Origin of the sequence: Weissella paramesenteroides (genome assembly GCF_036327715.1) — a bacterium.
In the GTDB taxonomy this organism is placed as follows: Bacteria; Bacillota; Bacilli; order Lactobacillales; family Lactobacillaceae; genus Weissella; species Weissella paramesenteroides.
On the sequence record NZ_CP130559.1, the window covers coordinates 1,200,712 to 1,215,981 of the forward strand.

The 15,270-nt window shown below is 37.8% G+C and carries 15 protein-coding genes; all 15 read right to left on the reverse strand.

Features of this window, described 5'->3' with window-relative positions; genetic code table 11:
* Positions 1-20 precede the first annotated feature (20 nt).
* Complete coding sequence (locus QRX23_RS05865; RefSeq protein ID WP_330154993.1) at positions 21-971, reverse strand: TerC family protein; 951 nt, start codon at positions 969-971, stop codon at positions 21-23.
* Positions 972-1,184: 213 nt separating this feature from the next.
* Positions 1,185-3,269: a glycine--tRNA ligase subunit beta gene (glyS, locus tag QRX23_RS05870; protein WP_330154994.1), complete on the reverse strand. Its 2,085-nt coding sequence runs from the start codon at positions 3,267-3,269 to the stop codon at positions 1,185-1,187.
* 1 nt (position 3,270) lies between these two features.
* Positions 3,271-4,197 carry a glycine--tRNA ligase subunit alpha gene (gene glyQ / locus QRX23_RS05875; RefSeq protein WP_150191199.1) on the reverse strand — a complete coding sequence of 309 codons (927 nt, stop codon included), beginning with the start codon at positions 4,195-4,197 and terminating at the stop codon, positions 3,271-3,273.
* 298 nt (positions 4,198-4,495) lie between these two features.
* Positions 4,496-5,287 carry a DNA repair protein RecO gene (recO, locus tag QRX23_RS05880; protein WP_330154995.1) on the reverse strand — a complete coding sequence of 264 codons (792 nt, stop codon included), beginning with the start codon at positions 5,285-5,287 and terminating at the stop codon, positions 4,496-4,498.
* Positions 5,288-5,347: 60 nt separating this feature from the next.
* Complete coding sequence (gene era / locus QRX23_RS05885) at positions 5,348-6,256, reverse strand: GTPase Era (RefSeq protein WP_330154996.1); 909 nt, start codon at positions 6,254-6,256, stop codon at positions 5,348-5,350.
* A 30-nt stretch (positions 6,257-6,286) separates the two neighbouring features.
* Positions 6,287-6,712 carry a diacylglycerol kinase family protein gene (locus QRX23_RS05890; protein ID WP_002828388.1) on the reverse strand — a complete coding sequence of 142 codons (426 nt, stop codon included), beginning with the start codon at positions 6,710-6,712 and terminating at the stop codon, positions 6,287-6,289.
* Entirely contained in the window at positions 6,696-7,178 is a 483-nt protein-coding gene (ybeY, locus tag QRX23_RS05895; RefSeq protein WP_131473462.1) for an rRNA maturation RNase YbeY, read from the reverse strand. Before ybeY ends, QRX23_RS05890 begins: the two co-directional genes overlap by 17 nt.
* Positions 7,179-7,180: 2 nt before the next feature.
* Positions 7,181-8,164, reverse strand: a complete 984-nt coding sequence (locus QRX23_RS05900) for a PhoH family protein (RefSeq protein ID WP_002828390.1) — start codon at positions 8,162-8,164, stop codon at positions 7,181-7,183.
* Between the two features lie 88 nt (positions 8,165-8,252).
* Entirely contained in the window at positions 8,253-8,693 is a 441-nt protein-coding gene (locus QRX23_RS05905) for a GatB/YqeY domain-containing protein (protein WP_002828391.1), read from the reverse strand.
* A 73-nt stretch (positions 8,694-8,766) separates the two neighbouring features.
* Positions 8,767-8,952, reverse strand: coding sequence for a 30S ribosomal protein S21 (gene rpsU / locus QRX23_RS05910; protein WP_002828392.1), 186 nt, complete (start codon positions 8,950-8,952; stop codon positions 8,767-8,769).
* Positions 8,953-9,073: 121 nt separating this feature from the next.
* A complete protein-coding gene (locus tag QRX23_RS05915) occupies positions 9,074-9,955 on the reverse strand; it encodes a YitT family protein (protein ID WP_330154997.1) in 882 nt (293 codons plus the stop codon).
* Positions 9,956-10,207: 252 nt separating this feature from the next.
* Positions 10,208-12,013, reverse strand: a complete 1,806-nt coding sequence (gene aspS / locus QRX23_RS05920; RefSeq protein ID WP_330154998.1) for an aspartate--tRNA ligase — start codon at positions 12,011-12,013, stop codon at positions 10,208-10,210.
* A 6-nt stretch (positions 12,014-12,019) separates the two neighbouring features.
* Positions 12,020-13,327 (reverse strand): histidine--tRNA ligase, encoded by a 1,308-nt coding sequence (gene hisS / locus QRX23_RS05925; protein WP_330154999.1) that lies wholly within the window; start codon positions 13,325-13,327, stop codon positions 12,020-12,022.
* 290 nt (positions 13,328-13,617) lie between these two features.
* Positions 13,618-14,502: an N-acetylmuramoyl-L-alanine amidase gene (locus QRX23_RS05930; protein WP_330155000.1), complete on the reverse strand. Its 885-nt coding sequence runs from the start codon at positions 14,500-14,502 to the stop codon at positions 13,618-13,620.
* Between the two features lie 242 nt (positions 14,503-14,744).
* Entirely contained in the window at positions 14,745-15,185 is a 441-nt protein-coding gene (locus QRX23_RS05935; protein ID WP_002828398.1) for a nucleoside 2-deoxyribosyltransferase, read from the reverse strand.
* Positions 15,186-15,270 lie beyond the last annotated feature (85 nt).

Sequence of the window (15,270 nt, forward strand, 5' to 3'; positions counted from 1 at the left end):
TTAACTAACATCCTCACAGTCTAAAACCTACGACGTTTTTCTACACGACCAACTATAACCGAAGCAACAATTGCAATAGTTAATAGACTAATAATAATAACTAATGAAACTATATTAGAAATATGCAACGAACTACCCAGCGCTTTCATCCCTTCGTTGAAAATCATTTTTACACCGATGAATGATAATATACCAGCTAAGGCATACTTGATGTAACGAAACATTGGTAAAATACTTGATAATGCAAAGTACAACGATCGCAACCCCATAATTGCAAATACATTCGATGTTACCACAATAAATGTATTTTGCGTCACGGCTAATACTGCTGGAATTGAATCTACGGCAAATAATAAGTCTGTCCCCTCAATGAATAATAGTGCGATTAAAAACTGAGTTGCATAGCGTTTACCATTCTCTTTGACTATAAAATGTGGCTCAATAACATCTTCTTTCATTGGCAAAATTTTCCTTAATAACTTTATCAAACGATTATCATTAAGATCCTGTTGCTCTTCCTTTTCAAAGAGCATTTTTATTCCCGTAATGATTAAGAAAATACCGAACAAATACATTAACCAAACGAAGCGTTCTAACAATGCCGCCCCACCAAAAATAAATAGCACACGCATAATCAAAGCGCCAAAAACACCCCAAAATAATAATCTATGTTGGTATTTTATATCAATATTGAAAAAGCCAAAAACCAATATAAAAATAAATAAATTATCGATACTTAATGATTTTTCCAATAAATAAGCCGTAATAAAGTCTAACGCATGACCGCTCCCCATTGTCCACCAAATGATGCCACTGAAAATGAATGCTAACATTATCCAAAAAGCACTCCATAGCAACGAAGACCTCATCGTTGGTGCGTGATTTCCCCTATGAAAGACCCCTAAATCCAATGCTAGCATGATAATAACAAAGACAAAAAACAAAACCCAATAACCTAAACTAACCGCCATCGATATCTCAACTTTCTTTTTGGTACTGATAGTGTGACATTGTATACGATTTACAATGTGTCAAATATACCTGACGAAGCCTTAAACATAATTAAAAAAGCTGAGACTTAATTAGTTATTATAAATAAAATCCAACAATCTACCAATTTGATGTTGGTAGATTGTTGGATTTAAACGTGTTACAAAGACTGAAGTCAATTGTAGCAATAATTTTTAATTTGATTTAACATCAAGCGCCATAAAGTTAGCCACTTTTTCTGCTTCATTAGAAACAATCTGCAAAGTTGCCAAACGGTTTTGTTTGACAGCTTCATCTTCAACCATGACCATTGTTTGATCAAAGTATGCAGCAATTGCCGGTTGCAAACCTAATAATGATGAAACTAAATCATCAGTTGTCAACGACTCATTTACCAATGATGATGTTTCTGAATAGAGTTGTTTCTCAGCATCGTTTTCAAATAATGCTGGATTTACAGTAGCCTCTGTTGGGTTTTTAGAAGTTAGACGCATTACTCGAGTTAGTGATTCCACACCCTCACGGAATGTTTGATCATTACTATGAGCTAACAAAGCATTAGCTGAAGTAAACATTTGTGTGGTATCGGTCAATTTACCAGTTGTCACCGCATTAATGACATCATAACGAATTTTTTCGGTCTGCATCGCCTTGACAACACGATCTGTTAAGAAAGTAATTACATCATTAATAACTGACTTCAAATTATTAGCAGCTTCTTCAGGCAGTCCAAAATGTCCATCATCAGCCAGTACTTCATCAACTAATTCTGAAAGAATGATATTGATTGGCAAATGCCAGTCATTTGCGTGCAAAATATTAACAACTCCAGATGCAGCACGACGTAGTGCATATGGGTCATTAGATCCTGATGGCATCATACCACCCGCAAAGAATGACAATAAACTATCTAATTTATCAGCTAATGCTAATACTTTACCAAGCACTGATTCTGGTAGAGCACCATCCGCAGAAATTGGCATGTAGTGTTCACGAATAGCTTGCGCAACAGCTGGATCTTCGCCAAATAGTAACGCATACTTTTCACCCATAATCCCCTGCAACTCGTCAAATTCTCCGACCATCCCAGTCATCAAATCAAACTTATATATTTCTGCAGCTCGAGCTAGTTGCACTTGTTGATCTGAAGTTAGTGAAATTTGTTGACCAATAATAGCTGCTAGTGCTTGCGCACGTTTTGTATGATTGGCAACGGAGCCTAACTTTGCATGGAATGATACCACTTGTAACTTATCATTATAGAAATCAATGTCATTCTTTTGGTCTTCATGATAAAAGAATTTTGCATCTTCTAAACGAGCAATTAATACTTTCTCATTTCCAGCAATCACGTTATCTAAGTGCTCGCTGTTTCCATTACGAACAGAAACAAAATAAGGTAATAATGCCCCTGAATCATCAATAACATGGAAGAAACGCTGGTGTTCACGCATTGAAGTGATCAAAACCTCTTCCGGAAGTTCTAGGTACTCAGAATCAAAACGGCCAACGAAAGCGGTTGGATATTCAACAATGTTATTGACTTCCTCCAATAAATCGGCATCCTTTTCAACATGCCAATTATTTTCAGCTGCAAGTTTATCAATTTGAGAAACAATGTTAGCCTTGCGCACACTGGCAACCGCTTGAACATATACTTTTTCTAGATCATTAACATAATCACTAGCCTGAGCAATATTAATTGATTGACCTAAGAAACGATGTCCACGTGTTTCACGTCCTGAAGCTACGTCGACTACGTTAAATGGCACAACCATATCATCTAATAAGGCAACAATCCAACGAATAGGTCGTACATATTCAAACGTATGGCGAGCCCACTTCATTGTCGTTGTAAAGGTCATACTCATAATAACCTCTTTAAAGCCACTTAACACTTCTATGGCTGGCTTTCCAGCTTCAAATTTTGTGACATAAATATACTCATTGCCTTTGAACTCTTTAAAAGTAATATCATCGGTCGTTACTCCTTGGCCACGAGCAAATCCCTGTGCAGCTTTTGAATAATTTCCTTCTTTGTCAAAGGCGGCCTTTTTTGCGGGTCCTTTAACTTCTTGTGTTAAATCATCGGCCTTATCTGCAACCTCTGAAATCAAGATAGCTAAACGACGAGGAGTTGAGAATGGCTTGATATCACCATATTGTAATCGATTCCCCTTCATGAAAGTTGCTGCACGTTCAACCAGTTGGTTAATTGCTGGTGTAACCAAATGTGCTGGCATTTCTTCCAAACCAATTTCTAGTAAAAAGTTTGCCATATTAGTTTTCCTCCTCATCAACTGGTAGATACTTTGCACGCAATGCCTCGTCCTTCAATAGTGGGAATCCAAGCTTTTTGCGCTCATCAATAAATGCACGAGCAACTGAACGAGCCATGTTTCGGATACGTGACAGATACTTTGCACGCTCCGTAACAGAAACCGTTCCCCGAGCATCTAGCAAATTAAATGTATGTGATGATTTCAAAATATAATCATATGCTGGATGAACAAGTCCTTCAGCCAACAATTTCTTAGCTTCTGCTTCGTACTCATTAAAATGACGTAATAACATCTCTGAATCTGACTTTTCAAATGAGTAAACTGAATGCTCGTACTCTGGCTCCTTAAAAATATCACCGTATAATACGCCATTTCCCCATTCCAAATCGTAAACTGTTGGGACATCTTGAATATATGATGCAAGACGTTCCAAACCGTAGGTAATTTCAGATGTCACTGCATCAACTTGAATACCACCTACTTGTTGGAAATATGTAAATTGGGTAACTTCCATACCATCAAGCCATATTTCCCAACCAATACCGGCAGCACCCATTGATGGGTTCTCCCAATTATCTTCAACAAAACGAATATCATGTGCTAAGGGGTCAATACCTAGTGCCTTTAATGAATCCAAATATAACTCTTGGATGTTATCAGGTGATGGCTTCATAACCACTTGGAATTGGTGATGCTGATAAAGACGATTTGGATTATCACCATAGCGACCATCGGCAGGTCGACGTGAAGGCTCAACATATGCTGCATGCCATGGCTCCGGACCATTTGCACGTAAAAAGGTATATGGGCTCATGGTACCCGCACCCTTTTCAGTATCATAAGCCTCCATCAACATGGCCCCTTGATCAGCCCAAAACTTTTGTAACGTCAAAATAATATCTTGCACACTCATTTTTGCGCTCATTATGACAAATTCCTTTCTTTTGACTGGATAAAACCATAAAAAAGCCCCACATCAACCATAAAACAATGGTTAATGTAGGGACGATAGTTTCGCGGTTCCACCCTACTTCTAGCATCGAAACACTAGCAGCTTTTTTAATTGAGTTTATTAATTAATAGTGCCCCTTAACCATTGATAGACCACCCTCACATTAACGATGGCTCGCTGAGCTAACAACAAGTTAATTTTTCTATTAATTTCTGTAATCATTACAACTTATAAGTTTAGCACGCCTTACTTACTTGTCAATAAGGATATTTCATGACGTTTGGTCACCATTATGCGTCTCTCGTGGCATCACTCGATTTTGCCAAGACGATAATTGCTGAATGAACGATTTTGATTTTAAATGAATCCCTACTTGATCATCATACAATTTATCCATAACCCGTGCCATTTCTTGTTTTGTCTGTGCTTTTAAACTCAAGGTACCAATCATTTTTAAATCAATGTGCGCTAACTTTGATAGAATACGTACAGCTTTAGTATCTGCATGTAATCGATGTTCGTCAGCTGACCAATGCTGTTGACACAAAGTCCCATTGAACTCTTCGGAAAAATCTAATGGTAAATCACTACGACCACAAATCACACACTTTCCCCAAGTTGGTTGCATACCAAAAACTGGTAATAATTGTATTTCAAAGTAATTTGCAATACCTTGTGGATCAAGACCACTATTTAATTTATTCAGCGCTTCTATTACCAAATCATACCATCTCGGAATCGGTTGATTGTCCACAAAGGCTGCGTCAATTAATCCAAGAATATAAGTCATATATGCATTTAAGACAATATCCATCATTAAAAAAGATGTGTCTTTGGTTGCTTTCACATCATTAATAAAACTCATTCCCGTTGGATTAATTGTGCCTTCAAATGTTGCCGTACGCAATGGTTGGATTTCGGCAGAAAATTGATATCTCTGGCTTTTACCATGACGAATATAGAACATTCGTTTACCAGCTTGACGAGTTAACATTTTGACCATCAAATCTTTTTCTTTATGATCACGTTGATACATGACAATTGCATCAAAAACTTCTGTCATTTTATTCACCTACTAAAAAAGAGTGAGACAAACATGTAAGATGTCAAACTCTAATTTTTACTATATATCTGAATCTTCCTTATAACCATATGATTGTATGGCTTGTGGCTTATCACGCCAACGATCTTCTACCTTTACCCAGGTCTCAAGAAAAATTTTATCTCCAAGTAAACGTTCAATATCCTTACGAGCACGTGTACCAATTTCTTTAATCATTGCGCCACGTTTACCAATAATAATATTCTTTTGACTTGGTCGTTCAACAACAATTGTCGCTTGAACATGCAATCGTTGTTCATCTTCTCGTTCAATCTTATCAATGACTACTGCAACAGAGTGTGGCACCTCTTGACGAGTTAATTCTAAAACTTTTTCACGAATCAATTCACTCATAATAAAGCGTTCTGGATGATCAGTTAATTGATCTGCCGGGTAATACTGTGGTCCAGCCGCCATGTGATCCATCGTAAACGCTAATAATTCTGGCACACCCTCACCCGTTAGCGCAGAAATTGGGAAAATTTCGGCAAAGTCCATTTGTGCACTATAATCAGCAATTTGGTTTAGAACCTCTGCACGGTTGATTAGATCAACTTTATTGATAATTAAATAAACAGGCGTATTTGATTCCTTTAAGCGTTTAATAATGAAATCATCACCGACTCCACGCTCTTGATCCGCATTCACCAATAACCAAACCATATCAGACTCACGTAAAGCTGACATGGCTGTTTTCACCATGAAATCTCCAAGTGAGTTGTGAGGCTTATGAATACCTGGCGTGTCCATAAAAATCATTTGACCTTCATTTGTCGTATAAATCCCCTGAATTTTATTCCGAGTAGTTTGTGCTTTAGGTGACATGATGGCAATTTTTTCACCAATCATTTTATTTAAAAGTGTAGATTTTCCAACATTTGGTCGACCAACCAAGGCAATAAACCCCGATTTAAATTCTTGTTCGCTCATTAAAATTCTCTCTATTTTCTTTGTTTATTATCATCTAAAAATCATTTGTAGGTTAGGTAGTAAATAAGGTTGAAATATCAATATACCAACGATAATCGCAAAAGCAACTGCCGCTAATACACCACCTGATGCAACATCCTTGGCCACCTTAGCTAGTGGATGATACTTCTCACCAACTATCAAATCAACAATTGCTTCCACAACTGTATTCAAAAATTCAGCACTTATCACCGTAAAGACTGCCACCGATATCCACAACCAATCTGAACGCCCTAAATCTACATAAATACCAACTATCAGAACAACACAGGCAGCAAATATGTGAAAGCGCATGTTACGTTCACGTACCAGCAATTCACCAATTCCAGCAATGGCATGCCCAAAGGCTTGGACAAAATGGGAATTTTTGTGAACTTGGTGAGTCTCTTCAGTTTTTTTATTATCTTTTGAGTCCATAACTATCTAATATTTCACGCTGCAAGTCAAACATGATCTTTTCATCTGCTTCACTTCGCATGTGGTCGTATCCGTTTAAGTGTAAGAATCCATGTACAACCAGAAAACCTAATTCTCGTTCATAAGAGTGTTCGAGATATTCAGCTTGCTCACCAATTTTATCAACCGAAACAATGATATCACCAATATTCTTCGCAATATCATCTGCCATCTCGTCATCTATCAACAATGGTAAGTCATCACCATCATCTTCAATAGCAAAAGAAATCACATCAGTTGCTTTATCTAAGCCCCGATACTCACGATTATATCTCTGAATTTCATCATTATTAACAAAAGTTACCGACATTTCGGTATTTTCAGGCAATGACAAATATTTACCAGCATAATTTAAAACATCATTAACTAATTTTATTTGTTCCTCTGGCACGCCTGGTTTTGATTGATCAATTATTGCTAAATCCATTTTTAATCCTTTTCAACTGTTTGTTTTTTTACATCATATGCTTCATAAGCGTTAATAATTGCGCCAACAACTGGATGACGAACAACATCATCAGCATTAAATGTTACAAAAGCGATATGATTGACTTCCGCAAGAACTCTTTGCGCCTGAATTAACCCAGACCGTGTCTTAGTTGGTAAATCTATTTGTGAAATATCACCATTAACTAACATTGTTGACCCAAATCCCAGACGTGTTAAAAACATCTTCATTTGTTGCGGCGTTGTGTTTTGTGCCTCATCTAAAATAATAAAAGCATTGTCCAATGTTCGACCACGCATATAGGCCAATGGCGCAATTTCAATCGTTTCACGTTCCATTAGACGTTCAGTATGTTCTTTACCTAAAATAGCATACAAAGCATCATAGATAGGTCTTAGATAGGGGTCGACTTTTTCTTTCAGATCACCAGGTAGAAATCCAAGACTTTCTCCCGCTTCAACTGCTGGACGTGTGATGATGATGCGTTCAACATCCCCTCGTTTTAATGCCGCAACAGCCATAACAACAGCTAAATATGTTTTACCTGTTCCTGCCGGTCCAATTCCGAAAGTAATATCATTCTGACGAATAGCATGAATATAACGTCGTTGCCCATAATTTTTAACTCTTACTGGGCGACCTTTAACATCACGCAAAAGTGTCTCAGTATACATATCTTCAAAATACTCGATTGTACCACGTTCAGCCATATTTATAGCAGATACAATATCAGCAGGGCTCACCTTAATACCACGTTTTATCAGCGAAGTTAATGCTGTTACAACTGAATGCGTCGCCTCAACTTTGTCTTCATCACCCTTTATCGTTAATTGATCACCAAAAACCGATAAATTAACTGCTAACCCCTCTTCAATCAATTTTAGCTGACTATCTTGCGGACCAACTAAACCAATTTCCTGTTCTGCATTTTCAAAATGATAAATTTTTTCAACTTGAGTTGCCAACCGTTAAATCCCTCGCATTTCAAAGTTTTTTGCTTAAGTATAGTATACCGCAATTATCTATGTATCGGGGAGAACCCCGTTTTTGAATTTATAACAATGATTGCACTTTTTGGCTAACTAGCTTACCATCAGCTTTTCCTTTAACTTTTGGCATCAATGCTCCCATTACTTTTCCCATATCAGCTTTGCTAGTTGCACCGACTTCACTGATTGTCGCCTTAACAATCTCTTCAACCTCTGATTCAGATAGCTGCTTAGGCATATACTTGTTTAGAACAGCAATTTGTTGTTGAATACCCTCTGCCAAATCTTCACGGTTAGCTTCTTGATAAGAAGTTAATTCTTCAACACGCTGCTTCATTTCACGTGACAATACTGTCATTTCATCATCAGCCGTTAAATCATGTCCCAACTTAATTTGCTCATTCGATAATGCTGATTTGACCATACGGATAACACTAAGCGTTTCTTTATCCTTTGCCTTCATTGCTGTTTTCATATCTTCTGTTAATTGTGCTAATAGTCCCATGTCTAACTCCCGTTTTTTCTACATTATACAACAAAACCGGACTATCAACGAGGATAGCCCGGTACGAACCGTTTTACCGGCCCTTCTTGTTCTTACGCTTACGTGCAGCCTCAGCCTTCAACTTACGTTGTACTGATGGCTTGATGTAAAATTCACGCTTACGGTATTCTTGTAGAGTACCGTCCTTTGATACACCACGCTTAAAGCGACGGAGAGCATCATCAAGAGACTCATTCTTACGAACAACAGTCTTTGCCATAATGTTTACCCTCCCTTCACGTGTGAAGATTTCAACTTATATGTAATATATGTCGCACACTTTGTTCTTTACTATTTTACCAAAACAGGCTTTTTTGTCAATGTTTACTTTTAAACATTATCTATAATTTTGGCTCGTAGAAACCGCCAAAAATACGATCAATACGCCATAATGAAGCCCATGCCGTTGGATCTACACGATATATCGCCTCGTGGAGTTCAAATTGTTCATACATTGAAATAACTGTAAACAGAATTTCTTTTTTATGATGATTATAACCACCTTCAGCATGGTGAACGATGGTAATACCACGACGTAATCCCTCTTGAATCTCAGCAATCACTTTTTCTGGTTCCTCTGTGACAATCATCACTTGCATTTTTTGCTGTCTAGTATAGACTAAATCAATCACGCGGGCGTTAACCACTAGTCCAATTGCGGTGAATAAAGCATATTGGATACCAAACATAATGCCAGATGCAACTAAAATAAAGAAATTAAAGGTTAGATTAACTGCCCCCATTTTGGCACCAGTCTTACGTCGAACAAGAATTCCAATAATATCTAATCCACCCGTAGATAAACCATTACGTAAGGCAAATCCAGTTCCAAATCCATTAACTGCCCCACCAAAAATAGCCATTGCTAGTGGATCATCTGTCCACAAATGCGTCGGCTGTTTTATCCAATTCATCGCCATGGCTGCTAATAAGATAGCCACGCCAGTAAAGAATGCAAATCGCTTACCAATTTTACGATAGGCTAAAATGAATAACGGTAAATTAAGCAATATCAGCCAAATACCAACTGGTACTTGAACACCAATCAGTCTAAATATAAGTGTATTCAATAATTGCGCTAACCCAGTAAATCCTGATGAATAGATGTGCCCGGGTGTCCAAAAGAAGTTCAACGCAACTGCTGATGCCAAAGCATAAACCATGGCACTACCAAAACGACTTGAATATTGATGATGATTAAAATACTGTTCTAACTGCTCCATTTTTCCTGTTCTTTCATAATACGGTGCGATAAGTCTGTTTATGATTTTATCATGTGCTGTGAATTTATCCAAATAATAAAAAATGTTTGTCAAAATAGTTTGAACTTTTAAACAACCTATCAAGAAACTGATAAGTCACCAATCATTATAAATTGGAACAGGGCCCCAATCTACCCATCCGGTAGATTGACGCCCTGTAAATGTGTTCCAAAAACTGAATCCTCACTATAATAACTATTTATAATTGGACTTTTACTCTTCGGCCATATTTGGTGCCGTTACATCAGCGTAGACTGGTGCCGTCAACTTTAAATCTCCAATAACTTGTGCCTTAGCAACAGGTGTTGGTGCCTCAGTCATTGGTTCTGTAGCCTTTGAATTCTTAGGGAATGCAATCACTTCACGAATATTATCTTGACCCGCTAATAACATTGCCAATCGATCAAGTCCCAAAGCAATACCACCCATGGGTGGGAAACCATATTCCATTCCTTCCAATAAGAAGCCAAATGCTTCATGAGCTGCTTCTTTTGTAAATCCTAGCGCAGCCAACATTTTTTCTTGAACATCCATTTGATGAATACGGATTGAACCAGATCCTAATTCATAACCATTCAAAACCAAATCATAAGATTGTGCATGTGCTTGATGTGCACCTTCAGTCGTTGCCAACAATGGTAAATCTTCTTCATTTGGCATTGTGAATGGATGATGTGCGGCAATCCAACGATCTTCTTCTGGTTGGTAATCGAATAATGGCCAGTTAACAACCCAAGCAAAAGCCCAATTATTTTCATCGATTAATTCAAGTTCTTGTGCTGTTCGACGGCGAAGAGCGTCCAAAGTTGCTGCGACAACATTTGCATTATCCGCCGCAAACAGTAACAAATCACCAGACTTGGCATTTGTTGTTTCTAGTAAAGCTGCTTCCTTAGCCTTAAGGAACTTTGCAATTGGTCCAGAAACTCCCTCATCGCCAACTTTTAGCCAGGCAAGTCCTTTTGCACCAAAGCGGGTCACGTATTGTGCCATCTTATCAATATCTTTACGAGAGTAATGATTTGCACCACCTGGCACAACAATAGCCTTTACCTCGCCACCATTCTTAATTGCATTTGCAAAAACACCAAATTCTGCATCAGCCATCAATGCTGACAGATCTTGAAGCTCCATGCCAAACCGCATATCTGGCTTATCTGTTCCAAAGCGACGCATTGAATCGGCGTAATCAAGAACTGGAATAGTTGCTTTATCCAAATCATAGTTCACAGTTCGCTTCATAATAGCAGCTACCCAATCAGAAACCAAATCCATAATTTCATCTTGGTTCATAAATGACATTTCAACATCTAACTGAGTGAACTCAGGTTGACGATCACCACGTAAATCTTCATCACGAAAGGCCCGCGCAACTTGATAGTAACGATCAAAACCAGCACCCATCAATAATTGCTTAAATAACTGTGGTGACTGTGGTAATGCATAAAACGAACCCGGATAAACACGTGATGGTACCAAATAATCTCGAGCACCTTCAGGAGTAGACTTTGCAAGATATGGTGTTTCAATATCAATAAATCCATTGGCGTCTAAGAATTCATGCGTAGCTGCCGTTATCTTTGAACGAATCCGTAAATTACGTTGCATTTCAGGACGACGTAAATCTAAATAACGATATTTTAAGCGCAATTCATCGGAAACATTAATGTCGTCTTCAATATAGAACGGTGTTGTTTTTGATGCTGATAAAATTTTAGCACTTGTTACATGAACTTCAATCTTACCTGAATGCAAATGTTCATTAACAGCACCCTCACCACGTGATTTAACATCCCCGACAATTTCGATAACATATTCTGTTCGCATATCTTCAGCGACTTTTAGAGCTTCTTCACCAAATTCATTTGAAAAAGCCAATTGTACAATCCCCTCACGGTCACGTAAGTCAACGAAAATTAAGCCACCTAAATCACGTCGCTTTCGTACCCAGCCTTGGAGCGTTACCGTTTGGTCTAAATATTTTTCATCAATTAGACCTGCATAATTTGTTCGTTTCATTATCAACTATTCTCCTTCATTCTCAGGTGACTCTACGTATTCTGGTAAGTTCGTATATAGCTCAGCAAGTTTAACGGCTGTTTCCTTACCTGTTTGCATATTTTTTAAGTTTGCAGATTGTTCTGCCAGTTCACGTTCACCAATCGTAATCATGTAACGTGCATTTAATCGATTGGCCGTCTTAAATTGTGCTTTCAACTTACGATCTTCATAATCCCTGTCCGCACTATAGCCAAACGAACGAATGGCTTGTATCATTTGCATCGCTGCGATGTCAGTATCTTGACCTTGATTAGCCACATAAATATCAAGCTTATTTTCATCTGGTAGCGGTGCATTTTCAGATTCAAGCAATAACATCAGTCGTTCTAGCCCAATTCCAAAACCGACCCCAGCCATCTCTGGCCCACCAAATTCTGATACTAAGCCATTGTAACGACCGCCACCAGTAATTGTTGACCACCCATGGCCCAACGCCTTAGCTTGGGTCATAACCTCGAAAATTGTATGGTTGTAATAATCAAGGCCTCGAACAACAGTTGCATCAACTTCATAGTCAATTCCCAAAGCATCTAAATATTGTTGAACTTTCTGCCAGTGTTGTTGTGCATCATCAGATAAATAGTCCAAAATCGATGGCGCATTAGCAACAATTTCTTGATCCTTGGCATCTTTTGAATCCAAAACACGCAATGGATTCTTTTCCAAACGTTCTTGAGAATCATGCGATAACTCTTCAAAATGAGGCTTTAAGAAATCAATCAAAGCTTGACGATAATTTTCGCGAGATTCTTTGTCCCCCAATGAATTCACTTTAACTTTTAAATTGGCAATTCCTAATGTCTGGAAAAAATCAACAGCCATTGCAATAACTTCGGCATCTAGTGCTGGTGACTCTGATCCTAGTGCTTCGACCCCAATTTGATGGAATTGGCGCATCCGCCCTGCTTGTGGTCGCTCATAACGGAACATAGGCCCAATATAAAATAGCTTATATGGCTTTGCATGTTCTGGTCCAAATAATTTATTCTCAACAAACGCCCGTACAACACCAGCTGTTCCTTCAGGACGCAACGCAATATGGCGGTCACCTTTATCCTTAAAGTCATACATTTCTTTTGTTACAACATCTGAGGTATCTCCAGCAGAACGTGCAAAAATATCAAAATTTTCAAAAATTGGTGTACGAACCTCTGCATATTGATAGTCGCTGAATAATAACCTAGCAGTTTCTTCTACATAGTGCCACTTAAGAGACTCATTAGGTAGTAAATCAGCGGTCCCCTTTGGCTTTTGAAATAGTTGCTTTGCCATAAAACTTTTCTCCTATTCATTTTCAAAAATAAAAAACACCCCCAACGATATCAAACATCGTCAAGGGTGCTAATCACAACAGCACGGTACCACCTTGTTTTTTGGCTAATAGCCGTAACGTGGCTCTACGCACAAAATTGTGACCTTAAAAGTGTCCCCTCAAAAACAACAACACGGACTTTCACCAATCACCGCTCGCTTTGCTTGTTCTAAATGAGTTTTCTTTCTCATTGGTTTTATTTATTACATCTCATTATCTTATAGTTCTAAAATGCCGTCAAGTAAACATTCTATTGCGCCGTTTTCGTTTGATTCGTTAAATAATTTTGAATACCAATTGGTATCGCCTTAGCAATTTTTTCTTGATATGCCTTTGATTTAATGTATTTAAAATCATGATTAGAATTCATATAACCATTTTCAAGTAAGATTGCTGGCACCGAATTATCACGAATAACTAAGAAATTACCATATTCGACACCTTTATTAAGTAACGGCAATGCTAATTTAGCATTGATACTCTTAGCAAGTGCATAAGAACCATTATCTTTATGGTAGTAGTAAGATGTGTATCCTGTTGCTGTATTTGGATCAGGGGATGAATCAAAGTGAAATGAAATAAACATATCTGCATGATTATCTTCAGCCACTTTTGGTATCTTAGCCAAATAAACAATTTTATCTGTGTTACGCGTCATAATCACCCGGGCGCCTGTCTTACGTAATTGTTTGGCAACTCGTTTCGCTAATTGCAATGTATAAGTTTTTTCATATTTGTTATTCGTTGATAGCGAACCAACATCAGAACCACCATGACCTGGATCAAGTACGATTGTCGTTTCTGATAAAAGCGTAACTGACTTTAGTGGTTGTTGTCGATGTAATAGCCATCCTGCAACCCAGCCAGTTGATTCATCCTCGCGTCGAACTTCATACCAGCCTTCTGACTTTTTTAAAATCTGTAAGTGCTCACCTTTTTTAAGTACTGAAATCGGCGCACTTTTAACACCCTTTTGCTTTCGCAATGTCAAATTAGGTATTTGCACGGTTATTTGCTGTTTATGCAACAACACAACCGTCAATGAGACCGCTGTCCCAAGCATAACAATCACAATTGTTAATGGCACCCAGAATTTCATTAACCAAAGTCGCATTAATTGTACTAACTTTTTCATGATCTGACCTCATATTTTGGTTATATATACCAATTAGTTTACCCTTTTTTATATTAAATAGCGATACAAACAAATAAAAAATGAGGATGCGACAAAAAATAATTTAAAATACTTGATAATGGTATCTGCATAGTACAAAAGCTATCTCCGTAATTATTTAATTTTTTTGAGGGATATTTAAAAGCCATCAATCTCCCAGTTTTAAACTGGTCGGATCGACGGCCTTAGTAAGTAAGCTAATATTAAAAGGTCTTACCTGTCCACTTATTCGCAGGTAATTTATCAAAATCATAAGTCGCAATATCTGCAACATCTGTCACGACGGCATGCGCCGGTGCAGACATCATCAAATTAATGGCACCTTCTTTTTCCTTCACTAGAATAACCGGTTTCTTAGTTGCTTCTGAATACCCGATTTCCCATGCAGTACCTGGGTCAACGTGTTCATTATCATAATCGATAACTGCAACAACTACTTCAGCTGGATCCAAATGATCCTTATCACCTTTATAAATTGCTTCAGCCCATTCTGGAGATCCAAATTCAAACTCATCATGCACTTCTGTACGTGGACTAAAAAAATCAGAGACTGTTTGATTCTCTGTTAATGCTTTTTCTAAACGCTCAATACGATCAATTTGTTCATCATCAAAAAATGGACCAGCAAGGTAAACACGCTTCATATAATTATCCTCTTTTATTATTCATTTCACTATATTTTATCGAATAAACAACGAACAATCAATTAAAAATAGTGCATTTTAAGGA

Excerpts from the sequence above, each read along its gene's own strand:
- QRX23_RS05890 (WP_002828388.1), bottom strand. The coding sequence starts at position 6,712 with ATGGACTCAAAAGATAATAAAAAAACTGAAGAGACTCACCAAGTTCAC.
- QRX23_RS05935 (WP_002828398.1), bottom strand. The coding sequence starts at position 15,185 with ATGAAGCGTGTTTACCTTGCTGGTCCATTTTTTGATGATGAACAAATT.
- recO (WP_330154995.1), bottom strand. The coding sequence starts at position 5,287 with ATGACAGAAGTTTTTGATGCAATTGTCATGTATCAACGTGATCATAAA.
- QRX23_RS05865 (WP_330154993.1), bottom strand. The coding sequence starts at position 971 with ATGGCGGTTAGTTTAGGTTATTGGGTTTTGTTTTTTGTCTTTGTTATT.
- QRX23_RS05905 (WP_002828391.1), bottom strand. The coding sequence starts at position 8,693 with ATGGGACTATTAGCACAATTAACAGAAGATATGAAAACAGCAATGAAG.
- QRX23_RS05930 (WP_330155000.1), bottom strand. The coding sequence starts at position 14,502 with ATGAAAAAGTTAGTACAATTAATGCGACTTTGGTTAATGAAATTCTGG.
- rpsU (WP_002828392.1), bottom strand. The coding sequence starts at position 8,952 with ATGGCAAAGACTGTTGTTCGTAAGAATGAGTCTCTTGATGATGCTCTC.
- QRX23_RS05915 (WP_330154997.1), bottom strand. The coding sequence starts at position 9,955 with ATGGAGCAGTTAGAACAGTATTTTAATCATCATCAATATTCAAGTCGT.
- era (WP_330154996.1), bottom strand. The coding sequence starts at position 6,256 with ATGAGCGAACAAGAATTTAAATCGGGGTTTATTGCCTTGGTTGGTCGA.
- aspS (WP_330154998.1), bottom strand. The coding sequence starts at position 12,013 with ATGAAACGAACAAATTATGCAGGTCTAATTGATGAAAAATATTTAGAC.
- glyS (WP_330154994.1), bottom strand. The coding sequence starts at position 3,269 with ATGGCAAACTTTTTACTAGAAATTGGTTTGGAAGAAATGCCAGCACAT.
- glyQ (WP_150191199.1), bottom strand. The coding sequence starts at position 4,197 with ATGAGCGCAAAAATGAGTGTGCAAGATATTATTTTGACGTTACAAAAG.
- ybeY (WP_131473462.1), bottom strand. The coding sequence starts at position 7,178 with ATGGATTTAGCAATAATTGATCAATCAAAACCAGGCGTGCCAGAGGAA.
- hisS (WP_330154999.1), bottom strand. The coding sequence starts at position 13,327 with ATGGCAAAGCAACTATTTCAAAAGCCAAAGGGGACCGCTGATTTACTA.